This is a genomic window from Planctomicrobium limosum (genome assembly GCF_051465645.1).
In the GTDB taxonomy this organism is placed as follows: Bacteria; Planctomycetota; Planctomycetia; order Planctomycetales; family Planctomycetaceae; genus Planctomicrobium.
The window spans coordinates 123,744-148,302 of sequence record NZ_CP195790.1 but is presented as its reverse complement, the minus strand read 5'-3'; the positions used below and the strand labels follow the sequence as shown (position 1 = coordinate 148,302).

Here is a 24,559-nt window from a genome sequence, read left to right as displayed (position 1 = left end):
CGCGACTGTGGACTTTGCGATTGCCTCCTAGTTCGCAGGTGTATAGAGAGGTGTGTTGAACGTGCAGAACATTTTTCAGCATGACTAGTTCAGACAATACCAGCTACTCGTATGATAGCCAGCATCGCCTAAGAATTGGCTCCGTACTCCCGGTCCCATCCGAACAACAATTTCCAGAATCAGATTGACTGAAAGTCCTACTGTTTTGTCAGCTTCGATTGGATGGAGACTTGAATTTTGAGTGAATTTGACCACAAATTTCGCCATCGACAATTCGATAGTAGCCACCGATTTCCATATGCCCCAAATAGTCTTCATGGCGATGCGATCCTCCAATGCGATGTTTTTCGCCACTTATCGTCCAGAAGACCTCGAGCCCTTCATCTTGCAGATATTCCAAGAACTTGTTGCGATGGATCAATAATGCCTCGGGGCCCCGCTCGGTGACTGATGGATCAAACGCGATTACATGCCCCAACCGGTCAACATACTCACTGTTCTTTCCTCCCCAGGACAGCCCCATCCCTTCAACGATTTGCTTACAAGGCAGATCTATTAATACCGTATCGTCAACAGAGCAGTCTTCCGTACTGGACTCCCGAAGGTAACGCTCGACGGTACAGGCAATCTCACTCGGCATCCTATCTAATCGTCCTTTCGTCCATCCGTCGCGACCATGGTACTCATTGTCTTGCGACTGGTAAGCATATGACCAATAAAATTCGCCAAGGAAGAGTCGGTACTCGGAGGATGGATAATCGAGCAATGGTCCATAGAGATTTACTTCCGAGAGCCAGTCAAAAAACGCTTTCGATCGCTTCCTTCGAACTAGAAATGACCTTAGACAGTACGTGAGTTGTCTTCTTTCTGTTGAGAAGCGATCTTCCTTGACTGGCGCTGGCTCTTCCCAGACGTAGTAACCATTAAGGTTCAACCACTGAGTCGCGTTGCGATCTCGTCCCACTTGAATCAGTGCTTTAGGATCTGGCAGATCTCTTTGATCCTTTAGCCATTTAAGGTGATTTGTGCCGCCCTCCCATTGCATCGGAGAAAACGGAAACCACCAGCAAGGACTTGATGGCCTCCAATTATCTCGCTCTACCGAAGTCAACAGCATTGATGGGTCGATGTCGCGCCCATGGGACAGTTCCCAAGGCCCCTGAAATTGGAAGCCGTCCTCGTCATCCACAGCCCACCTCATTTGAAAGTTGTCGGCAATGCGAGCTAACAGTTCGCAGTAGGCGATCCACTGATACTTTTTCCCAATCCGCTCCGCTTTGTGGGCTGAACGTCCGTCATACTGGTAGCTATTGACACGCTGATCAAATTGGCCGAATCGCTCAGCGGTCCAACCAATCTCTACTACGCGTTGAAGTATCCATTTGGTTGCAAAGTCGGCATCAAAGCTTCGATCGACGCCGTATGGATTTTCAATGTACGGCAGCGCCTCCGCTTCGAAGAGTCGCGCCTTCTTTGATCCCTTTCGTAGGCACTTCCGAAACTCCTCTTCTGCTAGCTCACCAAGCCGCTTCCGGTCTTCAGGTGAAATCTCACGCTTCAGAACGCGGCCCGAACGTTCTGCGTCGGACGTTTTAAGATCGGTGAATGCGTCCAAGGCAGCCCTCTGACGATTCGTCAACGACTTCCGGTAGGCTTCAAACCTTTCTCTACGAGTAGGGTGCTGATCTTGTCCGAGCGGGACATTAGACCATTCAGAAAAACTACTAATGATATACTTGCAGAAGTCCTCAAAATCCGACGTGATAGACCCGACGAGATGTTCTATTGCCTGATTTGCATTGCTCGGCGTCTTTGTCGCCATTCGTCGGCGAAGTGCCGATTCGGTCTTAGGTTTCTTTTTCGGCCAAGGAGTTCCATAGGGCGGTCGAATTTTCTTGACATCGACTGGTAAAGTAGGATTGAGCACCAGCCCTCGTTCTACAACTCCCCTCGCGTAATCTCGAGTTCGGACATGAACAGGAATATTCTTCCTGTTTCGGAAGACGCGATCATAGACCCGTTCCGCCAACATCCCAACTGCGGTACCGTCAGAACACCTCATCGATACGCCGTAGGCTACTGCAAAAAGCCTTTCTTTTACGTATGGATCGTCTACATCAGCAAAATCTTCAAGTAGGCGAGCAACGACCGAGATGCGATTTTCCAGCAGTCGAACCATTGCTTTCGTGGCCCGATCTCGAAGAAACCGATTCGATGACGTTAGGAACCAAGCAAGCGCAGTTCCCCCGAGCCGGATGACCTCATCCGAGAAGCAATTCTTGTTCGAGTCGGCCCAAGCCCAGTCGATCAGCCGAATAACTGGGCCGACTTCTCCCCATTGGTTGTGAAGAAAAATTGACCACCAAGCATCTCGATCAGGAAGAGAATATCCCATGAGAATCTTATGGAGCCAATCTGCGTTATAGGCGTGATCAGGAATAGCAGCGATCATCAATAGCGCATTCCAGAATTCGTATCTGGTGTCGTAATGTCTCAGTACAACATTATTGATGTACTTATTCGATTCCGCCGAAAAAGCCTTCTTGTCGCGCCAAGCAAAACTTTCAACAAACGCCTGACGGACGACCGAAGTTCCCGAAAGATGTGGTACAAGTTCGAAGAATTCCTTCCCTGTGCGTTCAGGGAGTTGCACACTCATTGCTTCAAGAAGGCCGCTCCACCTCCTACCATCTGCTTCACATTTAAATAGACGTCCAATTTTCCCCTGCTTTTTGAAGGATCGAGCCGGATTCTTGCTATCTAGGTATTGATCGAGCAGGTATTTAGAAACCAGATGATCAGTGAACCGTTGATATGCGAAATGGACGACTTCCTGAAAGCCCTCTGCCGTTCGCCAGCGGTCGACGCTGATCACACCCTCATGTTCCAAGTGTGCAAACAGGCTCTTTGAGTGGCCACTTGCTGGGAGAACTGAGTTGACGCAAGCCTCGGCTTTCGCTCTCTGGACGAACTCGTTCTCTGAAGTTGCGAATTCTACGCAGAGTTTCTCAACAGCTCTATGAACTATGCGGTCATGCTTATTGAAGTCGAGGCATTGTGGTGCTGAGAGCTTCTGGTTCACGGAATCAAGGAATAACTCCAGTAGCGCTGAAATGCCGCGTATTCTTGGCGGCACCTGGTTAAGACCAATGTTCTTAATGGCAGAACAGAAGAGTTTTAGAAACAGCGGTCTTGAGAACTCAGGAGAGAGTAGTGGAAATGTGGGGGCAATCCCATATTCGGTGAAAAAGCGATGCACCGCCTCAGCTTCATTCTCTTCAAACCCGCGATGCTCTACCTCTATCAGAATACCCTCGGGAATCGGCTTCGGGACCACCAGATCCTCATAGGTTGTGCGAACGCTTAAACAAACGCCAATCCATGGGTAATTGCGAAGCCTAGCGAGAAATCCTAGTAGGTGTTTTTTCCACAAGCCATTTCCGGAGCCCTCGTTGATCGCATCAATGAAGATGAGAACTCGGCTCTTATACGCCTGAGCAGCAGCGGTTAAGCCTCCCAGAAACTGCTCCACGGTACAGTTCAAGCCAAGCTGATTCACGATCTGCTGCAAAGGTTCATTATCGTTGAAATGAGCACCATGAAGCAGAAGATGCGGTTGACCTTGCAGCAGTCCGCGCTCTGCGATGTCGCAAAGTAAGTGCGTTTTCCCGAGACCAGCGTGGCCGGTCAGTAGTAATGCTGGAATATTCGCGAGGCGAGATTCGTCGGTATCCGCGAATCCGGAGATATCGTATAGCACAGCGCGCATCTCACGAAGTCGGTATGAGGCACCTCGAAGGTTCTCGACCTCCTCATTTCGGTAAAAAGATTTCCGTTTGGCTTCTGGCAGATTTGCTTCGACTTTTGCGGCCATTTCTTGAAGCTTGTCGCTGATGTCCTCGGACAAGCTCGCCAGCTTTTCGGCCAAGTCACTGACTTTTTCCAGGCAGAGGGGCAAAGGCGCGGCACCAGATCCAGATTCGTTCGGCAGAAGTGTATGGAGAGACACTGACAGGTCAGAGAGCTGGTCGCCAAGCAACGTATAGTCGGCGGCAAGAATGCCTTTGTCGGCTCCACGATCAAGTCGGCGATGCTTTTCGTGCACCGAAGCGATCAATTCCTCGAAGCGTTGAAAGAATTTCGGCCTCCGGCCAAGTCCATCGAAGATCTGAGCGATTGGAAGTTCGACATGTGCTTTCGGGGTATAACGGTCGCCTGCGTTCGCAATTGCCTCGTCAAGTCGATCTTGAAACCAGTGGTGAGTCAGTCGTTGCTCTGAGTCAAACCAGAACCAATGCTTGCCCTGGTGCTCAGGTTTCGTAATTCTCTCGACAAGCTGCGTTTCATCCCAGAGTACTATTTCGATTTTTCGACCAGCAGCGGCAGCTCTTGCTTGCCACTCGGCACAGCGTTCCTCCCACTTCTGCGCTGAACTCTTACGATTCGGCTTTCGATCGTCAGGAAGATTTTGAGGTAGGCAGATAACGTATCGTGTCAGGTTGGGGTGGTTGTCCATCGCCGACTGAAATGAATCCGTCAGTTGCTGCCATTGTGAGGGCCCTAAGCTTTGAAGAAAGAATTTGGCTTGCCAGCACCACTCATCATCAGTCGGGGTTTTCCAATAACATTCAACGCCAGCATCGGGCGTTCCTTTTCGATGGAAAATAGAATGTTCAGGAACGTTCTCTGCATATGCAAGTTGACAGCAGAGTTCCTCAAATGCATGTCTTTGATCTCCATTCCAACTGCGTAGATTATTCCAGTTATTCGACATTGTTCGGCCCGCGTTCTATTGATGCGCATTGTTATGTTGTCCAAGATATTAACAGTTGTCCATCAAAGGATAAATGAGATCAGTTGTATCGAGTGATGTTAATTGCCCCTCTCCCCGGAGCCAGTTGATTGCGACCAGGTGAGAGCGGCATGACCGCAGGGTGAAAAATGCCGTTGCGTTTTCATTGACTCGTGGCACTCGATGGCTTTGGTGTCGAGTGCCATTTGCGTCTCCATTTTTCTCCCGGAGGGCGGGACGGTCTCACCCAGAGCAGCGTGGCAGTCGGGGCAGGGGACTTCCTCGCGGGATGATGCTTGGCCGTCCTGGTTGCCATTGTCGCGGGCCCGGAAAACTGGCTCCGGGGAGTGGGGCACGGGCAGGGAGTTCACGCTCACGAAAGCAGATCACGCTGCGGAGTCTGAGAGCCCAGATCCCTCTCCCTGGTGAAGTTGCGCCGCAGGCAATCCCCATTCAGGTTCGAGGATTCGGCCTCTTTTTGTGCTGTTAATACGCAGCTGACTTGCCTGGCGTGTTCGTTTGGATCCCATCAACTTTCTTAAATCGGTATTGACGCCGTTTACAATGACGGTAGAACTACCGTTACACAACACGGGAGAAGATCATGGCCAAGAAAAAAGCAGCGGCGAAGAAGAACTCAGTCCCTCAGCCTGTCGCGCCCCAGCTGGGAGAGAAGTCCCGCCTGGAGCTGCGGCTCGATACGCCTTTGGTAGAGCAGCTAAAACGCCTGGCCGATCAAAACGGAATCAGCGTCAATCAGCTCATGCAGGGAGTCGCCCGCTGGGCCGTTGAGAAACTGCAACCGGGGGAACCGGTTCGCAATGCAGACGGACACGTCACCATTCGGGAGCAGTCGGGATGCCTCTGGGCAGGGCGGCCAGGTCGTTACAAGACACTCTCGGAGGAAGAGTATTTCCGGATGTATGGTGACGATGGCTGGATGTCAGAGGAGGACAGGACGATCCCTGACATCTCGGAATACGGCAAAGGGGAGGTCTATCTCTTCCTCGACTTCACCGAACGTCGCGTCGTACGGGAAGACTTTTGATTTCTTAGGGAATGCCTCCACATGGAAGCCACCGGTTGAGCGGCCCCGGTGATTCAAAGGCAGCTAAGTTTTTCGTTAGCTAAAGGAGTTTTTTATGCCTGTCTGGCATGTGAATGGAGTTGAATTATTCCTGATGGGTGTCTGCGGATACGACAATCAGGAGCAGTTCGAATGCAATGAACCGGGGAGCACAGGGATTGCCCTGTTTCAACGCTCTGAGGGTGACGACATCCGCGATTACATCCGGGTGCAGTCCTATGGAAAGTGGGACGACGACCTCGAAGACGCCCCGTTTCACGAAGAATGGTTCGAAGTGAAAGGACCGAACCTCGTCAAAGTGAATCCTGAGAAAGGATTTCGACCAGTGAAGTAGTTTCAAGGACGTGAAAACCGGACTCTCGAGTGCCCCCCTTTGCTTGCCGGCGGAGGGGCACCCGGAGTCCTTACTAACAAGGACGTTGATTCTATGGGAACCCCATTGCGTCGGGAAGAGAGTCTGTTCCCAAGTCCCCCCACGGACTGGGAAAAACGGTTGATTGCAGAGGTCGCGGCCCGCAGCGGATCGCCCGAGCGAGTGAGCGAGGCGAACGCAGCGGGCCGCTCTGCTGCCGTCGGCGAAGCCGCAGCAGGTGCGAGGCCTAGTAACACGCACCTGCTGAATAGCCAATCCTCTCCTCCCTCCATCACCATTCAGGACGGCATTCGACATAGCTACAATCGGTTACTGCTGAACTCCGACGGCTATTCCGGTCCTGTTGAATCCCCTGACCTCTATCAGGGAGCAGTGGCCGCATTTGACTGGATTGAAGAGTCGGGGCTGGTCGCCTGGAACCGTGAGATCAGTGATGGCGAGCTCTTCCTCCTCGACCGCATTCAGGAAGACGCCAAGTCACTCCATCAGCCGCATCCCTATTTGCTGGCGAATCAGGATGTCCTGGTCTCCCCTCGTGGGATCGGGACAGGGCGACAGGAGCGGTTGGAATACCGGATCGAGATTCCCGGGATCACGCTCGCCTTCTCGGCTCGCGAATCCGACAACCGACAACACGCCAACTTCTACCTGAAGATCACCGGGGAAGCCTGTGTGCTCTATGGCGGCTTGAAATCGCGCACGCTGGCCTATGCGATCATGGACTCACTCGGAGGTCATGTGTATGACTCCTGGATTCGGCGTCTGGATCTTTGCCTGGACGTTCCGAATCTCTCCGTCGAGGATTGGATTCGGGATGCGTTCCGCTCGGACCATTACATCACGACGGCAACCGAACAGCAGGAACGCAAAACGACCGGACGGAAGTTCTCCGGCTTCTCCGTCGGTGCGTCGGGAACCTGGCGGCTGCAGGTCTATGACAAATTGGAGGAAGTCAAGAAACGCCCGGAAGACTATCAACTCGCGATGCAGGCCCGGTGGGGAGGCAGTCTGCCGACTTCGGCGACGCGGATTGAATACCAGATCCGCCGCCCCTGGTTGCGAGAGCATGTGTTGAATTCGACGGAAGACACACTCTTGATGGTGCCGTCTATCCTGCATCTGTTCACGGAAGTGCAGAAGCGACCGCGTTTCGTGTTTACGGCGGGACCAGTCGACCAGAAGAACAACCATCAGTCTCGCATCCCGCGCCATCCAGAATGGGCCAAAGTCGTCGCAACGTTCCGGGATCGCATTGAGACGCCTACGGAGCCGGTCAAACGTCTCGATCGGGGCGGGATGGCTTCTGGTAAGGCCACAAACATGGCTGTGGGGTGCGTTCTGTCTGCGGCGGCAAATCGGGGAGCGCTGATCGCAAGTCGTCAGGAACTCGCTGAGCAACTCGTCACTCTGCTGGAGGCGAACGACATCACGGATGAGGAGATTGCAGCCAAGTCCCTGAAGAAATGTCGCAGTAAGAACACGTTGCAGGACGCCATGGACTTCCCGTTCGGCGCCAACGTTACCGGGGAAACACTCGGCACGTCCTCACCTGATTCCACTTCAACCGATGAACCTTTTTAAGCGGAGCCGGAACACGATGTCACGCATCCCCACCGGCGTCATTCACGCCGACGAAGCCTACAGTAAACGGACCGTTCTCGAACGACTGGGGATTTCTCAGAAGGTTTGGGATAAACTGTTGAGCGAGGGGCTCCCTTACACCAGCGTGGGTCACACCCGCTGGGTGACAGGGAAGGACCTCATTCAGCATCTCAGCACGCATTCAGAAAGGAAGGTGAACAACACAATCAGTCTGAAAGGAGATTAGCCATGGGAAGACTCCCGGAAATTGGCAATGTGCAGCTTTACCCGAATCGACCGCTGACGAAAGCAGACAAGAACGGGTATGTGCTCAAGTTTTTCTGTCCGATCCTGAGAACGCGAATTCGTAAGAATTGCGGGACACGCGAGCGACGGGAGGCCCGGAAGGTCCTCCGCGAATGTCAGGAACGACTTCTCAATGGGGAGTATGTTCGATCCGGGGGAGCGATTACCGAACGACAGGCCATCGCCATGGGCTACGTTCCGCAGTCGATCGCCCCTCAGTCGGAAGCGATCCCGGCGGGGAAGTCCTGGCAGGAATGCTACGAACGGTACGCAGAACACCGGAGAACGCGAATTCGAGCAAGTTCGCTGGTGCACGCCCTCTCGCGACTCAACATCGCGGAACGGGTGTTTGAAGCGTATCGGGCAGAGCGGGGAATGACGGAAGGCTTGAACGTGCGTGACGTGTTGACGCTCGACATGCTGGATTACCTTCAAGACCGGCTGCTGGCTGGTGATGAGGGCCGGTATGAAGTTCGATCGCCCAACACGGTCAACAGCATGATGAAAGCCATCATGACGTTTGTGCGATTCTGCTATGAGCGGGAATGGATCGACAAGATGCCCCCCGTGAAGATGCTGGAGGTCGACGAAGTCATGAAGGGACGCCCCGTCACCGGTGAGGAATTCGACCGGATGCTGGACGTCACTCCTCGCGTGGTGGGGGAGACAGCAGCGGCTGACTGGCAGTTTGTGTTACGCGTGCTCTGGGAGAGCGGGTTCCGTATTGCGGATCTGCTCGATTTCTCCTGGGAGGACGAACGGCACATTCATCCGGTGTGGCCGACGCGACCAGGACAACATCCCACCATCCTGATTCCTTCGAGCCAGAAGAATGGACGCTTGCAGGAAATCCCGATGCTGCCTGGACTCGTGACACTTCTGGGATCCATTCCGGAAGCAGAGCGAACCGGTTGGGTCGTTAGTGTGGGAGGAATTCACTATTCGATTCAATCTCGTGAGAGGTGGTATCGCCCTAGTGATGGACTTCTACGTCGTCTCGCGGATTCTTATAGCAATGTTGCCATTGCTGAAGCGTGTCGTGTGACTGATGCGTCGGTCCGCAAGTGGCTTAAGGACGCCGGGATTAAACGCCCGACGGAGTTTCAGTCACGGGCTGGTGGTATCCCTGCGGATGACATCGCTGTGATCCAGCAACAATCTCAGGTACGGCATTCCTATCATGCCATCCGTTCCAAAGCCCGTCTCACCAAAGAACGGGCGAGTCGGATCGTGGGGATGATCGGGAAGGAGGCCGGAATCGTTGTCCGGAAAGCGGATGCAAGGACGCAAACCCGTGAAAAGTTTGCCAGTGCTCACGATCTGCGGCGTGGCTCTGTGCCCAGCGTCTCATCAACGCCGGGATCTCGGCAGAGTCGCTCAAAGTGATCATGCGGCACAAAGATTTTGCGACGACAGAAAAGCATTACGGTGCGATTCGCTCGGCGCAAGCGGCGGCAACGGAAGTCGCTGAGAAGTTGAATTCCGCCGTAGACTCCCCGATAGACGGGGGGATAGGTGGGGGAACAAAAAAATCTCCTCAGCTGTCTGCAGAGGAGATTTCGAAGTTAAAGTCTTTGCTTAATTCGCTTTAAGAAAGTGCACCCGAGAGGGCTCGAACCTCTAACCCCCGGTTCCGAAGACCGGTGCTCTATCCAATTGAGCTACGGATGCAATCAGCTTCCCGGCCGTTCGATCGTCAAAATTCGATCTACCGGTGGGAGAGCGGAGTATGGAGATTGGACGTCTTTTTTTCAAGCGGCTTTTGGATGCGAATTCCCGAGTTCAAAAAAGGTTCTGCAGAGAGCGAATCTATCCGCTTGCAGTCGGATGATTCGAAGATTCAGTTCCTTCGTAATCCTATTCCAATAAACCGGTTGTGTCCCTATCTGCGGCGTCGCTTTCCGCTTTAGTCGTGGAGAATTTCCGATAGCAAAGAGCTCCCGGCGATCTTCGTCGGTCTTGAAGGAAATTTGCTCGATGCATTGGCTTTTGAGGCAAGCAATCCCCGATCGACTTGTGTCCTTGCAACACTGAACAACAGATCAGGACAAATAATGGTTCGGCGGGAATCGCTGTGGCGGGTGGGGCATCACACACCGGGGGGCGAAGGGAAACCCTGATGGCATCCTTACCCTGCCTGCAGGAAGTGAATTTCTGCCCGATCTGTTTCCGAAAAAAGATGTTACAAGACTTTTGGGTCGAGTTTGCCTTGGAACGGACCCTCCCGGAAAGCGGATTGGTACATCATTCGCTCGATTCTCATAAATACGATGTGTCATTGTCGCGACAGCAAGGTGAGAGATCACCTCATGGGAGGGGTTTCTCCTGAGGTCAGGCTGCAGGATGGGTGGACCTGACAATGGTTTCCACCGTCACAGGCGCCCATCAAATCATTTCGAGAGAGAACGCGACAGCGAAGGCACATATCAGGCCGAGTTGGTCTAGACGCCAAAGATGTGCGGCATCAATCCAAATGTTTCGAGGAAAGAACCAATGAAGACATTCCATATTGCAGGGCTTCTGTTGGGCGGTGCGCTTCCGTTGGTCGCTGTAGGACTAAGCGGATGTGTTGAGTCGGCAGACCGGAAGACTCATGAAGTCCGAAAGTCTATCTCGGAAACAGCGCACGATGCGAAGGAAGCAACAGAGAAGGCTGCTGAAAAGACAAAACATCAAATTGAGAAGACAGCCGAAAGTGTGAAGAAAGAGGCCGAAAAAGCTGCCAAGACGAGCGAGGAAGTGAGAAAAGACGTCGAAATGAAGGCTGAGAAGCTGGAACAGAAAGCCAAAGAAAAGACGGATGAGATCGTAAAGGAAGGCAAGAAGGCCATCGACGAAATCAAAAAAGTCGACCCAGCAAAACCTGAAGTGAAGCCTGAAGTGAAACCATAGTCACACTATCACGGCTCAGGATCGAAACCAATTTTCTCGATGAAATCAACGCCAAGTCCGGCGTTCGCATTCACCGACACCGTTGACGACAGCGGCTTGAAATTACCTCTTCGCAAAGATCTTTGCGAAGAGGTTGTTTGCAAGATTAGGGGAGCCGGTTTCATCATCCAAGAACGGATTGCGTTCAGCTTCTATTCTGCACAGCCCATCAAGCGGTCACTGACAAGCGGCAACAGGCGAAACGCCTCAAGCCTTCTTGACGAACTCTGATTTCAATTGCATTTGGCCAAATCCGTCGATTTTGCAATCGATGTCGTGGTCACCTTCTGTCAGGCGAATATTCTTGACCTTCGTCCCCGCCTTCAAGACCGAAGATGCCCCTTTCACTTTGAGATCTTTGATCACTAAGACTGTATCGCCGTTGTTCAGAAGATTGCCGTTGGCGTCCTTCCATACTCTTTCCGCTTCACTGGCCTCGACAGCGATGGGCTGCCACTCATGAGCACATTCCGGGCAGACGTACAGACCGCGATCTTCGTAGGTGTATTCTGACTTACATTCGGGACATGGGGGCAAAGCGCTCATCTGTAATTTCCAGTAACTTATCGCGGCGAGAATGTCCCAAGGACGGTGCAAACGAGGCGTATTGCGACCCTGTTCACAAAGCCTGGAACCAATGTTTCCAATACGAGGTCGACCGGAGCAGCATACGACTCCGTCACTTCATTTCGTATGGAGCCCACAGCACATGGGGACTCTTGTCGGTGTCGATGACACTCGTATCACGTGCTCCATTCTAACAAATCATGACACAACCGCTAACGCTGTCAGATCGCCTCGCACGTTTTCGTTCAGACAACGCTGCGTGACGGCTTAGCGACGCAGTTTCACGCCAGATCGAGAGTGAATGAAGTCAGCAGTTCCACACCTGACTCCGTCACCAGATAGTCCTGTTCAAGCCGCATTCCTGCACGCAGGGCAGGAGAGTACACGCCTGGTTCGGCCGTGAACACATCACCGACTTCAAAGCAGTCGTTCCAGTTCTCATTCAAGTGCGGGGTTTCGTGCGGGAAGAGGCCGATTCCGTGCCCGAGATGATGGAAGAAGCCGCAGGGGACCACATCATCCAGCATTCGCTTCGCTTCAAGAAAGAGTGACTTTGCCGACACACCCGGCTTCACGGTCTGCTCTACAAAATCCAGAACGCCGACAACTGCGGTCCAGACTTTCATTTGCTCTTCGGATGGCTGCCGATTCACTGCGATCGTACGGCAATTGTCAGCGTAATAGCCACGATACGCCGGACCAAGATCAAGAATGAACAACTCACCGGACTCAGCTGGCCGATTCCGTGGGCTACCGCCAGGCGAGTTCGACTGGAAATCATTCCCGAATCCAGTCAGTGGCTCCCCTGCGACATACACGGCAGTCGCATGCAACTGGTTATAGACTTCGAGTTCGGTGATGCCAGGTTCAATGATTTCTCTTGCTGTTGCATACATCGCTTCAGTGCAATCGATCGCCTTGCGAATCAGCGACAGTTCATCAGCATCCTTCTTGCGACGAAGAGTCCAAAGGGATGGTTCAATGTCCACCATGCCGGAACGATTCGCTCCCATTCGTTGACCTTCATCTCCCCGCAGGTGAAGTGCAGGGGAGGTCGAGCCTTCGACTCCGATCTGAGACACGCTTCCGGAGGGCGTCAGGGTATCAGCAAGGACAGCCATCGCCGCGGTGAGTTGATCCTGCCGCAGCGTACAACACCATTGAGCTTCAAATGGACGCACGTCATCAGCGGCAACCCAATCCGGAATCTTGTTCGGAGCCGCCAGAGTCGTTCGGCCATCGCGATCAATGACGACAACGGCCTGATGAACCGGGGCAGGGCGAAAGGCTGTGAAGTACTGAACATGCTCGGCACGCACCAGAACGGCCATCTCAAGGTTGCGCTCGACAAGCACACTGGCGAGTCGCTGCTGCCGTTCCCGACACAGGTTCAAATCGAGATGGATTTCTGAAGAAGCCATGAGCTCACTTAAAGTGAAAGGAACTGAAATCGGCGTCGAGCTTTCCTTGAAGTGAATCACTATGTCAGATCTTGAAATTCGCGAAATGACACAGTCGAGCAGCTCGAATTTACCAGCATTCGATCGATCGACGCAGGATCTTTGAAGCCAGCCCCCGTCACCAGACAGACGATCATGTCGTCAGGTGAAACGGTCCCTTCACGCAATGCTCTGATTGCTCCGGCCAGTGCCACCGCCGCTGCTGGTTCGCAGAAAATTCCTTCTTCTCGCGCAAGTCGCCCCTGCAGTTCAAAAGTCTCGTCATCTTCAACAAGGAACCCGGTTCCTGCGACTCGTCGACACGCTGCGAACGCGGCTTCACCGTCAATCAGATTCGGAACCTGTAACCCTGAAATACGTGTCAATGCACGTGAGCAAGAGCGTGCATTTGACTCCCCATTACGAAGCGGGCCTGCAATCGTGTCGTTTCCAAACGGCTGAACGCAATGGACTTTCGGCAATCGTTCCAGACGCTGATTCGCCAGCATCGTCTCAAACCCTTTCACAAGAGCGACAATCAAGCCACCGCTCCCGGCGCAGGAAAAGACGTGATCGATTTCACTTCCCAGTTCCTTCGCCTGCTCAGTCAGTTCATGGCCTAAGGATTCAACGCCTGCCATTCCCACTGGACTGTGTTTGTAAGCCGACACCTGCAACCGACAATCCGGTCGCTGCCCCAATTCACACAAGTGAGCGAGAACATCCGCCGTGACTTTTGCATCGAGTCCGAAATCATGAATTTTCCAGAGCTTCGCTCCATACGCGAGCATCTGTTTCAACTTGCCTTCCGGGGCGTCCTGAACAACGGCTATCTGACATTCAATGCCAGTGGCAGCACAGAACGCAGCGACTGACGAACCGGCATTCCCACTGGACGAACCGACCATCTTCTTCACGCCATCGCGAACCATGTCATTGATGGCAGCAGCGGCGAATCGGTCCTTATAAGACCCCGTCGGGTTAAGAGATTCCAACTTAAAGTAAAGCCGACTAAGTCCTAATGCTGGTCCAATGCGGCGCGAGCGAACCAGTGGAGTGTTGCCTTCACCAAGCGAAATGCGTTCCGGATTCATCGTACAGCTCAGCCTTGAACGTTTGAGATAATCGAACTTGTTTCCAGTCAAATCAGCATTCAGTGACAGACATGGTCGCGAATCTGAACCGGTAGAATGCAAACGCACTCATACTTGCGCTCGTAAACATGCACCGCAAATGGTCGATCCAGAACCGCACCAGTCAATGTGTCTTAACGACACAGCACTTCAAAGACTCAGCAGAGGGACACAACGACGCTTGCTACGTTAACAACGACAGCATCGTCTTCTTGGCCTTCATCAAATGAGTTTCCAGGAGGTCGATCGCTTCAGAGAGCCGCTTCTCCCGGACGTGCCCCAGAATTTCCAGATGTTCAGCAATCGTCTGAGATTCTGAAGTGCGCTGGACATCGTCTGTCTGCGGCGTCACGACATAAATCAATTGAGCGGAGTGCGAGAACATCTTGATCAGAACAGGGTTCCCTGAGAGCTCCAGCAGCTTCTGATGAAACAGAAAATCCGCTTCGCAGAACCCGGAAATCATTCCGGCTTCATGGCATTGCTGTTGAACCCTGCAAATATCCACGACCGGCTGATAATGGATATCCTTCAGGTTACGACCGCAGGTGATTTTCAATGCCCCCAGTTCGAGAACTGCCCGAGCATTCATCACATGCTCGATATCAATCTCTTCTAATCGCGGGGTGAAGAAGCCACCGCTGTCGCGCCGCATCAACAGGCCGTCGTGAACCAGCAGCACCATTGCTTCACGCAAGGCGGCCCGTTGCACTTTCAATCGCTCAGACCACTCGACCTCCCCCAGTCTGGTTCCGGGAGGGATCTGTGCACAAATCAACATCTTCCGCAAAATTTGATAGCACCGTTCATTGCTGCGAACGGAGGAGGAGCTTTCATTCGGCGGGGTGGTCGCGGCAGTCACGTGAGACATAGGGATGGGCCAATTTGCGAACAATTACCAGTTTGAGCTGCGACATCGACACCACCCGGAACGGAGGGGACGAGTCCCCACCACGAAGGTCATGTCGAGTCAGCTCACAGGTTCAGCGTGTCCCCTGCAAAGTCTGCAGCGAGCACGCATTAAGTCATTGATCGCCTGATTTTCGCAACAATGCTCATTGTTGTACACAATGAACACCGCGAAATGTCCCCACTAATTCTCCAAACATCAATTCGACTGGGAAGATATTTGTGACTGGCCTTCTGACAGAATCGTCCTAATTGCTCAGCAAACGATGCAAAAATGCTGGCAGATCGCTGTCGACCACTTCGGTCTGCTCGCCCTTTTCCAGATCCTTGACGGTCCAGACTCCTCGCTCAAACTCCTGAGACCCTGCAATCACTGCAGCTCGGAAATGCTTGCGATTGGCGTATTGCAACTGCTTTTGCAGCTTTCTGGCGAGAGGATAAACCTCAGCAGAGACTCCGGATCGCCGCAGCTGTCGGCTCATGCGCATGTAATCGCCAAGACGAGTCTCATCGAACATGGCAATCATGACCTGGCAGTTCTGCGTGCCACTTTGAATGAGTCCCAGTTCTTCCATCGCTGCCAGCAATCGATCCAACCCGAGACTTGCACCGACACCCGGCAGCTTTTCCTTCGTGAAAATTCCGGCCAGATTGTCGTAACGACCACCGGAACAAACACTTCCAATCCCCGGCAACTCCCCAAGGAATGTCTCGTAAATGGTTCCGGTGTAGTAATCAAGACCGCGAGCGATCGAAACGTCCAACGCGAGACGTTCTTCATTGATCCCTGACTGCTTACAGACAGAGAACAGCTCTCGCAGCTTGGCAACCCCTTCTTCTCCCCGTTCGTTCCCAGCAATCAGTTTTTCAACTTCATCCAGTATTGCGAGAGGAGTTCCTGAAAGGCCAGCGAACTCCAGAACCTTCTGGGCAGCCGATTCCGTGATCCCGACCGCCTGTGTCATCTCATCAATGACCTTGGCGTGTCCAATCTTTGGCAACTTGTCGAGGGCACGCAGCACGCCGGTCGACTTTTCAAGAAGGCCGAGCTTATCGAGCAGGCCATTCAACATCTGACGATGATTGACCCGAACGGTGAAGTTCGAGAAGCCAAGTGCTTCCATCAGGTCGTGAATGACCATCAGAGTTTCAATATCGGATGCATTCGCTTCAGTGCCAATCGAATCGAAGTCGCACTGCATGAATTCACGATATCGCCCCTTCTGAGGCTTCTCGGCACGCCAGACTGTTCCGATATGATAGCGCTTGAACGGGGTCCCCAGGACGCCGATGTTCTGTGCCGCAAATCGAGCAAACGGAACCGTCAGATCAAAACGCATCGCAACATCGCGATCACCTTGATCGATGAAGCGAAAGAGCTGTTTATCAGATTCCTCGCCCCCTTTGCCGAGCAGGATTTCTGCATACTCCAGGGCAGGTGTGTCGATGGGTACAAACCCGTAACTGCGATAGACGCGTCGGGCAATTTCCATCAGATGTTCCCTGGCTAACATTGCCTCTGGCATGTAGTCGCGGAAACCTTTGAGCGTCTGTGGTTTGATGAGTTCTGAGGACACGGCTGAAACAGTTCTGGAGAAGACTTCGACGTGATTTGTAACTGGGGAGGACAAGATCACCGCTGTCTCGAAACAACGGCGACCAATGAACTCGACGGGTGAGCAAACAGCGCTCAGTCAGATCCCTGAATTTCGACAGACCGATCAGTCACACAGGAAGTCACCTGCACCTGACAGCGACTCAGTCCACACCTGATCAGGGACAGGCTAACCAATGACAGGCAGATTCACGCTGCTTGCAACAACGGGATCAACCGAAAAATATCGGGGGTTCTCCGGAGGCAGAATCGCGAGGGCATACTCCCACAATTGCTCCGGTGTTTCAAAGTATTTGTCGTAGACAGCATCGTCATCGTATTCGCAGTTGTCGGTGGAATACGAACGACAGATATGCGGTCGATCTTCATAGATCCCGCACAGGTTGTCAGTCCGCAAATGTTTGCAGTCAGCGTAGACCATCAGATACCAGACGCTGTCTTCCACAAAAACCGCGACCCGACCGTGAAACATGTACCATCGCAAATGACCAAAATCTTCTCGAGTTTTTGGCTTCTCAATCGGGAATGCGAAGTAGCGGCAACACTTGGCAGAGCAGTATGAGCAGAGGACTTCCCCTTCAGGCAGGTCCTCTTTTCTCATTTTGACAACAGTAGACATATCATCCCTCAGTGGATATCTGACACGCCGCGTAGTGTACTGGTTCAGGACGGTCATCGTCGAGTGGACCAATCCACCTTACCCCCCAGCTAGCTCCGACTTATTTCTTCGAGTGACGAGGATTCATCAGCAGGTAGAAACGCCCGTCTTCAGCTCCCCCCAGAAAATCTGGAATCGAATCCCCGTTGAAGTCCACCACCGTCGGGCTGACATCGTGACCTTCAATGTTTCTGGTGGCGAGCGGGCCAACATGCTCGAACCGCCACTGCCCATCAACCCGCCCGATTCCACGATACAGGTCCGCATTTGCGGAGTTGAGCAGAATGTCGAGGTTTCCATCACCGTCCCAATCGACGACTGAAATCTTCCGGCGACCACTTCCACCTGCGGATTTGCTGTTGAATCGGAGCGGAGAACCGTTTACATCAACGAACACCTTTTGAGGCGGCAGCAACACCAGTTGTCCATCCCGTTTCGCCCGTTCGAACAGGACGAAATAGCCTTCCACATCCAGCATTGCGAGATCGGGAATTCCGTCGCCAGTGAAGTCATGCACCACCGGGGTCGTTCGCCATTGAGTCACCAGTTCCTTCCCGGCAGGATTCCACCAGGTCCAGGCCGGTTTCGGAGTCGGGCCTTCCCAGGCGACTTCGATTGCTTGTGGAGGAGCAAGCCGTGGAGCAGTACGTGTCCCGATGTTCTTCAACCATTCAACCCGACCCAGAATCGAGTTGAACACAATGTCCGGAAGACCGTCGCCATCCCAGTCTGCGACTGAGAATGTGGTATAGCCCCATTTCGCTTCGGCAGGTCCCTGAATGCTGCCATTCGGCCCGGCCATGACACGAAACGGTTTGCCATTCACCTCCAGCCGAACGGGAGAAGCCCATTTAGGAGAAGCCACATTCGGGCCGCTCAGATTTTCGAAGAACTCGAAGTAACCGGCAGTGTTTCCTGAAACGATGTCGATGTCTCCATCACCATCCCAATCGACGCCGACTGGAGTCGCCAGCGCCCCGGACTTCAGCGTCTCGGCTTCTTGCCGAAAGTACACTGGAGCCAGGAATACCGGCACCGTTCCTGCCGGGGATTTAGTCGGAGTCACGTTCTCAACCAGAGCGACGCGACCATCTTCATCGCCGACGATCAGATCGAGGTCGCCATCTTTATCCCAGTCGAATGCGACAGGAACGATCATTTCCAGGTCCATCGTCAACGGCGTGCCATCGGCCAGTGTTAAACGACGTCCTGCAGCGTAACGCGGCTTCAGTCTGGTGCCGATGTTTTCGAAGTAAGTAAAGCCATCCAGAAACTCGCCACATAGCAAATCGAGATCGCCGTCCCCATCGAAGTCGCCAAAGTTCGGGGAAGGGCACCCAAACGTGTCGACAGGCTTTCCATCAGCTTCAACAAACACATATGGAGCGTAATTCGGGGACTCCGTTGTGCCGGTGTTCCGATACAGCAGAACGAACCCATGCAGTGGACCTTTTGTCCACTTTCCATTGGCATCAAACGCGTCGTCCCACCCATACTCGCTCCAGTCTTCAATTCCTACAACAATGTCAACAGCCCCATCGTCATCGTAATCAACGTACTTCCATTGATTGTGACGCAATTTCGGGCCTTTGGGGTCCTTCCATTGCGGGCGATAGAGCGGCACGTTGATCGGAAGTTTCACAGGCTCATTCAATCCGGCCTTCTCGAAGTTCCGGTATTCCTTCCCGACCGTCATGACATGCAGTTTGCCGTCAACATAACTCGGGGAGACATGATGAACCGTCTTACTGACCCACTTGCCCGGCTTGAAGACCGGCATTTTGTTTGTCGCCGTGTCACCAGTTGCGTTCTCGAAATACCAGACTCCATTCGATGGCTTGTCTGGGCAGGAAACCAGCAGATCGAAATCGCCGTCTCCATCGACGTCGTAAGGGACAGGCCACGCCCAGAGTCCGACTCCGAGATCAACTTTCCGGCCGGGATTGTTGTACTTCAGTTGTTCCAGACCGTCCGCTGAAAGAGATCCTCCGCCAACGATGAGCGTCGCCATCGCCCAACAGGTACAAGCAAGTTGAAACGGTTTCGATTTCATCATGATTGGCGCAACCTTGAATGGAGGTGAATACGATTGGCAATCCGGCCCCGAAAAATCAGATCTATTCAATTCAGGCTACAGGACCGCTTCGAGATTTCGCTGCAACGGCTCCAGAATCGCCGCAACTTTCTTCCGGTCTTCTGGATGAAACCGATGGAACGGTTCGCCCATGAAATCACTGCAGATATTCAAGAGAGACAGGGAGCATTTGGTCGCTTTAATGAAGCGTGACCCGTACTTCCCGATCTCGTAAATGCGTTGAAACTCTTCCACCAGTTCACTGAGTTGGCTCAAGCGGTCTGTCTGCTGATTCACTGCTGCGAGATACGTTTCAACAAAGAGCTTCGGGAAGACATTCGCTCCTCCGGCAACCGCTCCGTGTCCACCCATCTCGATCGCTTTGGGGAGCAGCGATTCCTGGCCGATCATAAAGGACCAGTCAGGGCGGGCTTTTCGAATCTCCAGCAGGTTTCCGAAGTATTCCAGATCGCCGCTACTGTCTTTGATTCCGACAACGTTCTCGATCTCGGCCATCTGCTTCACGGTGTCGACTTCAAACCAGATCTTGGTCAGCGCCGGCATGTTGTAGAGGACCAACGGAAGCGGCAATTCTGCAATCAGATTCTTGAGATATCCGATCAATTCAGTCTGACCGGCAGGGAAGTAGTAGGGCGCCGCAAGAACAACAGAGTCTGCTCCAGCGTCAGCTGCATGCTTGGCAAGATGAACCGACTCTACGAACGCCGTATCAGTGATTCCCACCAGAACCGGCACGCGACCATCGACCAGTTCACAGACTCGGCTGATCATCACCCGACGCAAACGATAACTTAGACTGGGTGACTCTCCGGTCGTTCCAAGAATGAACAGACCATGAACGCCTCCCTGAATCTCATGCTCGACTAACCGCTGCAGACCATCTTCATCCAACGTATCCCGGTCGAGCAGGGGAGTCACCAAAGGAGGAATGATGCCGTGATATTTCGGAGTCGACATGCAGGGATACTTTCAAGATGAAATCAGGCTTCCGTCGCGAGTCCTGAATCGCTGCATCTGCATCACGACGCTAGAACATTCACGTTTCGAGAAGTCACCGGGAATTCGTAGTGAAGGCAAAACAAGCGATTGAAGCGAATCTGCGAATCTGGATTAGACATGGAATTGCACCACTTTAACACGATTCGCCAGCCAGGAACCAGTTTGGAACCGCTGAGATTCCATGGCCGGCAGAGCATCGTTCTTTCTCGTCCAGCGCAGAAAAATTCCCCATCGCCAATATCTCAGCGATAGGGAACTGGATTATCAACGAAAAGCCGACTCACATAACTGGATAACCCAGTCGGAGTGGGCGATCTAAACTACGCCTTGGCGGCAGCCAGAACGGCGTCGTAATCAGGATGTGATCCGATTTCAGCACAGTATTCAACGTGCTTTACAACATCGTCCGCCCCAACGACAAACACTGCTCGGGTGAGGCAGCGATCGAGTGGACCGCCGTCAATCAACACACCGTAGGACTTGCCGAATTCAGCAGTCCGGTGATCGCTCAGAGTCTGGACGCTCTCAACATTCTCCGCTCCGCACCAGCGCTTTTGCCCGAATGGCAAGTCAGTGCTGACAACGAGGACGGCCACGTCGGCAAGCTTGGCTGCTTCGTCATTGAAACGCTTGGTTTCCATGTGGCAGACGCTTGTATCCAAAGATGGAATGGTCGCGATGATGCGTGTCTTGCCAGCCGATGAACCAAGAGTCACGTCGTCCAGGCCGGTTGACTGCAACGTGAAATCAGGTGCCTTGTCTCCAACTTTCAGCTCTGTTCCAGCCAGTTGGACAGGATTCCCCTTCAATGTGACTTGTGCCATCGCTGCATCCCCAAATTTTGACGTGCGTTTTGAGTGAATACCCGATGTCGACCAACTCAAAGACGACGAGTCAGAAAACAGACAGGCAAGCGGCTCCCGACACTCAAGCATCATTTTGTCAGGGACCCCGCTGGCCGCAGTATCATTGATTCCCCCTCAATTTGGAATTGAACGCATTGGAATTGAGGACAGCCCTGAAACAATGGTCTTGTCACACCGGAACCATCGACGCACCGAACCAATTCAACTGCTCATTACCGTTGCTTTCTGACGCCGGGGCATTGGAAAATGAAAGCACTGAACCTAAGCCGAAGAGTTCCTGACCAGAAACTCCCTGATTGAAGAAGAAACTGCCAGCCCTGGACTCATGCGATGGCTGCGGGGCCTGCTGCCATACAGTCAGCGCACCCCCATATCAGATTGACCATGTCCGGAATGAACCCGCCGAAAAGGGAGTTCCACAGGCGCTGCTCCTCGACATCCTGCCTGCTTGGGAAATACGATTGCTCGTCGACCACAGCCCATGCCCCTGGTTTGATGCAGCTAATCGACAATGCCAGCACTACGAGATCCGCCCGGATGCTTGCAGGGACTTTGAGATCAACAGCCCATCTTGCCATGCCGTTCGCGAACAGTGGCTTCGACCATAAGTAGGCGATCGATCAGCAGGGGAGGGCGCCGCAGCACAGAACGAGTGCCCCGTCGCAGCAAAGCGACTCTGGTACAGATTCAGCCTTCACCCGCCGAAAGAGCTGCTGCGCCACCACATGAGAGATTGAACTTGTGCTGATCGTGCGCGCATAAAAAAGCCGCTTCCCTGACATCAGGCAAGCGGCTTTTTAGGTGATTCAATCGGAGCTCACCGCACACACGTGCGCGGGATTATCATTCACCAGATGTGAACGCAATCACAGGAGGACACGCAGACTTCAGCTGACGTTCACGAACTTGCCGTATGACTAGCGAATACCGGATGCGGACGGATTCAAGCTAGCCAGAACTTCTGCCCCATGCGGTTCCTGCTGCGTCAACAACACGAACCAGGACAGGAGACAAATGAAGAACGAATTGCCGAAATCAGTGATCCCTGTTGAACGGGTCGTCACCGCTGCCAAACAAGGTCCCCGCAATGCAGGAACCCAACTGGCAGACAGAAATTAGATCACACCACCATGGGTGCGATACGGTGTTTGCAAATCCGGCATATCCAAGAACCAGACACGCTCCCAGATTTCCGGGATCTGTCGATAGTTCTCAGACTGATAGATCATCTGACGGACTCGGTCATCTGGACTTGCACTCCAGATCGGAATGATGCAACCGGTTTGGACGGACAGGGTCGTCGTCATCGCGATCAGCAGGAACAGTTTCCGCATCGGTCTCCTCCATGAGTCCGGGATCGCAGGAGGCACACCCAGGCATTCTGCACTCCCGATTCACTAGAACCGGAAGTACCAGCCTGACTTGTGTCCTGAACAGCAGCATACAGACCAAGCGATTTCGCCTGCCTGCACATTGCTGAATATTTGCATTGGGCCTTGAACGCCCTACTCGGCAGGTTGTGACGAATAGGGTGACGGGTTCGAAGGAAATGCTGGAGAAGGCGCTGGAGCTGTCAATGGTGCAGGAAGAGCAACCGGTGTTGCAGGAGCTTCAAGCCGTACTGGTTCAGATGAATGGAGTTCGGTCGCTTGTTGAGCTGCAGCTTCCTGCAGTTGCAACACGCGCTCTTCCATTTCCTTACCTGGCTTGAAGGTCACCACAAACTTTTCAGGCACATCCACTCGCTCACCTGAACGAGGGTTGCGTGCCTTACGTGCGGCTCGCTTCTTCACCTCAAAGACACCGAAGTTACGGAGTTCAATGCGACTCTCCGTAACAAGCGTGTCAATGATCGCTTCAAACGTCTTCTGAACAATTTCCTTCGTCTTGAGCTGCGTCAGACCACATTCTTCGGAGATCGTTTTGACGATTTCTTTCTTGGTCACGATTGGCCACTCCCGGCTATTTCTGACGTTTGAATTGCTGTCGACCGCGATGTCGGTCTGTTCTCAACTGTAAATACAACAGCAACTTACTGTCAAGTAGCCAGTAGTAAACTCAACCTCGGCCACTCGAAGAATGGCGCGAGACGAAACTCATACTTTCTCATCGACATTGCAGGCGCGGCAAATGAGTGCAATTCCGGAAAATCGTTAGACTTTCGCCAACCCGCAAATTCAGCCGTCCCATGCCACCAGACAAAAATCAACAACAATCGACACAAACGCTATACTGAAATGAACTTATCGCAACAGTGACTCAGCACCAATGAGAAGAAGCCGAAGCCGCAAGTGAGCGAGTCACGGCTGACAGAGAGAGAAATAAACGCAAATCCGGGGTAAGCCATTACGCTGAATGCAATTGCGATCCCTGCAAAATCTTCCGTTCGCCGCAAATAAAAAAATTTTAAACTTGTCTCCATTTCGATCCTGTTTCCTTGCCCCTCAGCAGGAAACAGGGGAGGGTGGCTCGTCGAACATGAACCAGACGAGAAGGATACGTGTCAGCGACTTCGTCCTCAGACATTAATACGTCGCGACATTCCATTCACACATTGCTGAGCACCAGACCGACCCTTCAATCGCATTGTCCACGACAATAACGGTGCGACAGTCAAATATTGATCAGTCGTATTAATGAGCGGCCCACAGGGTTCGGCAAACCAAGATCAGTCACTTCACCCCGGAAACAGCTTCAGGAGCCATCCGTATGTCAGATCCACGAACGTTAAAGCTGGAAGAATACATCCAGGGAGCGGAACAACTTCGTCAGGCCGTTGCCGGAATGACCCGCGAACAACTCCTTGCCAAACCGATCCCCGGAAAGTGGTCGACACTGGAAGTCGTTTGCCATATTGCCGATTTTGAACCGATTTACGCTGACCGGATCAAACGAATTCTGGCGGAAGAGAACCCAAAGATGATGTCAGGCGACCCTGACCTCTTTGCAGCGAAGCTCGCATACGAGCACCGCGACCTCGACGTCGAACTCGACATCATCACTTCGGTCCGCAAACAGCTTGCCCGGATTCTGGAAGTCCAGTCTGCCGAAGCATTTCAGCGGACAGGAATTCATTCCGTCGATGGCCCTGTCACAATCGAGACACTCCTCAAGCGCGTGACCAATCACATCACTCACCACTTACCATTCATTCAGGAGAAACGAAAAGCACTTGGGGTATCGTGAGAGCACAGATTCCCGTCACTTG

20 protein-coding genes and 1 tRNA gene are annotated in these 24,559 nt (G+C 53.0%); 8 read left to right on the top strand and 13 right to left on the bottom strand.

The features are described from left to right. Positions 1-208: 208 nt before the first annotated feature. A complete protein-coding gene (avs2, locus tag SH527x_RS00555; RefSeq protein WP_437192708.1) occupies positions 209-4,516 on the bottom strand; it encodes an AVAST type 2 anti-phage system protein Avs2 in 4,308 nt (1,435 codons plus the stop codon). An 880-nt stretch (positions 4,517-5,396) separates the two neighbouring features. Between avs2 and SH527x_RS00550 the strand changes: the two genes are divergently transcribed. The 5 genes from SH527x_RS00550 (at position 5,397) to SH527x_RS00530 (ending at position 9,525) form a co-directional block, all read left to right on the top strand. Continuing rightward, a complete protein-coding gene (locus tag SH527x_RS00550) occupies positions 5,397-5,840 on the top strand; it encodes a hypothetical protein (RefSeq protein ID WP_437192707.1) in 444 nt (147 codons plus the stop codon). Between the two features lie 94 nt (positions 5,841-5,934). Then, the gene (locus SH527x_RS00545; RefSeq protein WP_437192706.1) at positions 5,935-6,213 is read left to right on the top strand and encodes a hypothetical protein; all 279 of its coding nucleotides are present in this window, start codon (positions 5,935-5,937) and stop codon (positions 6,211-6,213) included. 93 nt (positions 6,214-6,306) lie between these two features. Beyond that, positions 6,307-7,833 carry a hypothetical protein gene (locus SH527x_RS00540; protein WP_437192705.1) on the top strand — a complete coding sequence of 509 codons (1,527 nt, stop codon included), beginning with the start codon at positions 6,307-6,309 and terminating at the stop codon, positions 7,831-7,833. Positions 7,834-7,849: 16 nt separating this feature from the next. Further along, on the top strand, positions 7,850-8,080 hold the full coding sequence (locus SH527x_RS00535) for a topoisomerase II (RefSeq protein WP_437192704.1): 231 nt from the start codon (positions 7,850-7,852) through the stop codon (positions 8,078-8,080). Positions 8,081-8,082: 2 nt separating this feature from the next. After that, a complete protein-coding gene (locus SH527x_RS00530; protein WP_437192703.1) occupies positions 8,083-9,525 on the top strand; it encodes a hypothetical protein in 1,443 nt (480 codons plus the stop codon). A 211-nt stretch (positions 9,526-9,736) separates the two neighbouring features. Here SH527x_RS00530 and SH527x_RS00525 read toward each other — a convergent pair. Next, a tRNA-Arg gene (locus SH527x_RS00525) sits at positions 9,737-9,810 on the bottom strand. 822 nt (positions 9,811-10,632) lie between these two features. On the opposite strand from SH527x_RS00525, the gene SH527x_RS00520 reads away from it, so the two are divergent. Beyond that, positions 10,633-11,031 (top strand): hypothetical protein, encoded by a 399-nt coding sequence (locus SH527x_RS00520; protein WP_437192702.1) that lies wholly within the window; start codon positions 10,633-10,635, stop codon positions 11,029-11,031. Positions 11,032-11,277: 246 nt separating this feature from the next. Here the strand turns inward: SH527x_RS00520 and SH527x_RS00515 are convergent, their stop codons facing one another. The 9 genes from SH527x_RS00515 to tpx all read right to left on the bottom strand — a co-directional run bounded on the left by SH527x_RS00515 (position 11,278) and on the right by tpx (position 21,309). After that, positions 11,278-11,616, bottom strand: coding sequence for a zinc ribbon domain-containing protein YjdM (locus tag SH527x_RS00515; protein WP_437192701.1), 339 nt, complete (start codon positions 11,614-11,616; stop codon positions 11,278-11,280). Positions 11,617-11,918: 302 nt separating this feature from the next. Further along, entirely contained in the window at positions 11,919-13,058 is a 1,140-nt protein-coding gene (locus SH527x_RS00510; protein ID WP_437192700.1) for a M24 family metallopeptidase, read from the bottom strand. 59 nt (positions 13,059-13,117) lie between these two features. After that, complete coding sequence (locus SH527x_RS00505; RefSeq protein WP_437192699.1) at positions 13,118-14,170, bottom strand: pyridoxal-phosphate dependent enzyme; 1,053 nt, start codon at positions 14,168-14,170, stop codon at positions 13,118-13,120. A 223-nt stretch (positions 14,171-14,393) separates the two neighbouring features. Then, the gene (locus SH527x_RS00500; RefSeq protein ID WP_437192698.1) at positions 14,394-15,080 is read right to left on the bottom strand and encodes a GntR family transcriptional regulator; all 687 of its coding nucleotides are present in this window, start codon (positions 15,078-15,080) and stop codon (positions 14,394-14,396) included. A 286-nt stretch (positions 15,081-15,366) separates the two neighbouring features. Then, positions 15,367-16,695 carry a histidine--tRNA ligase gene (hisS, locus tag SH527x_RS00495; protein ID WP_437192697.1) on the bottom strand — a complete coding sequence of 443 codons (1,329 nt, stop codon included), beginning with the start codon at positions 16,693-16,695 and terminating at the stop codon, positions 15,367-15,369. Between the two features lie 207 nt (positions 16,696-16,902). Next, positions 16,903-17,352, bottom strand: coding sequence for a YkgJ family cysteine cluster protein (locus SH527x_RS00490; protein ID WP_437192696.1), 450 nt, complete (start codon positions 17,350-17,352; stop codon positions 16,903-16,905). Between the two features lie 100 nt (positions 17,353-17,452). Further along, on the bottom strand, positions 17,453-19,444 hold the full coding sequence (locus SH527x_RS00485; protein ID WP_437194661.1) for an FG-GAP repeat domain-containing protein: 1,992 nt from the start codon (positions 19,442-19,444) through the stop codon (positions 17,453-17,455). Between the two features lie 78 nt (positions 19,445-19,522). Further along, positions 19,523-20,443: a dihydrodipicolinate synthase family protein gene (locus tag SH527x_RS00480; RefSeq protein ID WP_437192695.1), complete on the bottom strand. Its 921-nt coding sequence runs from the start codon at positions 20,441-20,443 to the stop codon at positions 19,523-19,525. Positions 20,444-20,805: 362 nt separating this feature from the next. Continuing rightward, on the bottom strand, positions 20,806-21,309 hold the full coding sequence (gene tpx, locus SH527x_RS00475) for a thiol peroxidase (protein WP_437192694.1): 504 nt from the start codon (positions 21,307-21,309) through the stop codon (positions 20,806-20,808). A 338-nt stretch (positions 21,310-21,647) separates the two neighbouring features. Here tpx and SH527x_RS00470 point away from each other — a divergent pair, with 338 nt between their 5' ends. Beyond that, positions 21,648-21,959 carry a YkgJ family cysteine cluster protein gene (locus SH527x_RS00470; RefSeq protein ID WP_437192693.1) on the top strand — a complete coding sequence of 104 codons (312 nt, stop codon included), beginning with the start codon at positions 21,648-21,650 and terminating at the stop codon, positions 21,957-21,959. Between the two features lie 507 nt (positions 21,960-22,466). Here SH527x_RS00470 and SH527x_RS00465 read toward each other — a convergent pair. Further along, the gene (locus tag SH527x_RS00465; protein ID WP_437192692.1) at positions 22,467-22,685 is read right to left on the bottom strand and encodes a hypothetical protein; all 219 of its coding nucleotides are present in this window, start codon (positions 22,683-22,685) and stop codon (positions 22,467-22,469) included. A gap of 171 nt (positions 22,686-22,856) precedes the next feature. Continuing rightward, a complete protein-coding gene (locus tag SH527x_RS00460; RefSeq protein WP_437192691.1) occupies positions 22,857-23,297 on the bottom strand; it encodes an HU family DNA-binding protein in 441 nt (146 codons plus the stop codon). A 763-nt stretch (positions 23,298-24,060) separates the two neighbouring features. Here SH527x_RS00460 and SH527x_RS00455 point away from each other — a divergent pair. Further along, a complete protein-coding gene (locus SH527x_RS00455) occupies positions 24,061-24,537 on the top strand; it encodes a DinB family protein (RefSeq protein ID WP_437192690.1) in 477 nt (158 codons plus the stop codon). The last annotated feature ends 22 nt before the right edge of the window (positions 24,538-24,559 follow it).

What these genes read in the sequence shown, in the direction of transcription:
- avs2 (WP_437192708.1), bottom strand. Translation starts at nt 4,516, where the DNA reads ATGGACAACCACCCCAACCTGACACGATACGTTATCTGCCTACCTCAA.
- SH527x_RS00550 (WP_437192707.1), top strand. Translation starts at nt 5,397, where the DNA reads ATGGCCAAGAAAAAAGCAGCGGCGAAGAAGAACTCAGTCCCTCAGCCT.
- SH527x_RS00545 (WP_437192706.1), top strand. Translation starts at nt 5,935, where the DNA reads ATGCCTGTCTGGCATGTGAATGGAGTTGAATTATTCCTGATGGGTGTC.
- SH527x_RS00540 (WP_437192705.1), top strand. Translation starts at nt 6,307, where the DNA reads ATGGGAACCCCATTGCGTCGGGAAGAGAGTCTGTTCCCAAGTCCCCCC.
- SH527x_RS00535 (WP_437192704.1), top strand. Translation starts at nt 7,850, where the DNA reads ATGTCACGCATCCCCACCGGCGTCATTCACGCCGACGAAGCCTACAGT.
- SH527x_RS00530 (WP_437192703.1), top strand. Translation starts at nt 8,083, where the DNA reads ATGGGAAGACTCCCGGAAATTGGCAATGTGCAGCTTTACCCGAATCGA.
- SH527x_RS00520 (WP_437192702.1), top strand. Translation starts at nt 10,633, where the DNA reads ATGAAGACATTCCATATTGCAGGGCTTCTGTTGGGCGGTGCGCTTCCG.
- SH527x_RS00515 (WP_437192701.1), bottom strand. Translation starts at nt 11,616, where the DNA reads ATGAGCGCTTTGCCCCCATGTCCCGAATGTAAGTCAGAATACACCTAC.
- SH527x_RS00510 (WP_437192700.1), bottom strand. Translation starts at nt 13,058, where the DNA reads ATGGCTTCTTCAGAAATCCATCTCGATTTGAACCTGTGTCGGGAACGG.
- SH527x_RS00505 (WP_437192699.1), bottom strand. Translation starts at nt 14,170, where the DNA reads ATGAATCCGGAACGCATTTCGCTTGGTGAAGGCAACACTCCACTGGTT.
- SH527x_RS00500 (WP_437192698.1), bottom strand. Translation starts at nt 15,080, where the DNA reads ATGTCTCACGTGACTGCCGCGACCACCCCGCCGAATGAAAGCTCCTCC.
- SH527x_RS00490 (WP_437192696.1), bottom strand. Translation starts at nt 17,352, where the DNA reads ATGTCTACTGTTGTCAAAATGAGAAAAGAGGACCTGCCTGAAGGGGAA.
- SH527x_RS00485 (WP_437194661.1), bottom strand. Translation starts at nt 19,444, where the DNA reads ATGAAATCGAAACCGTTTCAACTTGCTTGTACCTGTTGGGCGATGGCG.
- SH527x_RS00480 (WP_437192695.1), bottom strand. Translation starts at nt 20,443, where the DNA reads ATGTCGACTCCGAAATATCACGGCATCATTCCTCCTTTGGTGACTCCC.
- tpx (WP_437192694.1), bottom strand. Translation starts at nt 21,309, where the DNA reads ATGGCACAAGTCACATTGAAGGGGAATCCTGTCCAACTGGCTGGAACA.
- SH527x_RS00465 (WP_437192692.1), bottom strand. Translation starts at nt 22,685, where the DNA reads ATGCGGAAACTGTTCCTGCTGATCGCGATGACGACGACCCTGTCCGTC.
- SH527x_RS00455 (WP_437192690.1), top strand. Translation starts at nt 24,061, where the DNA reads ATGTCAGATCCACGAACGTTAAAGCTGGAAGAATACATCCAGGGAGCG.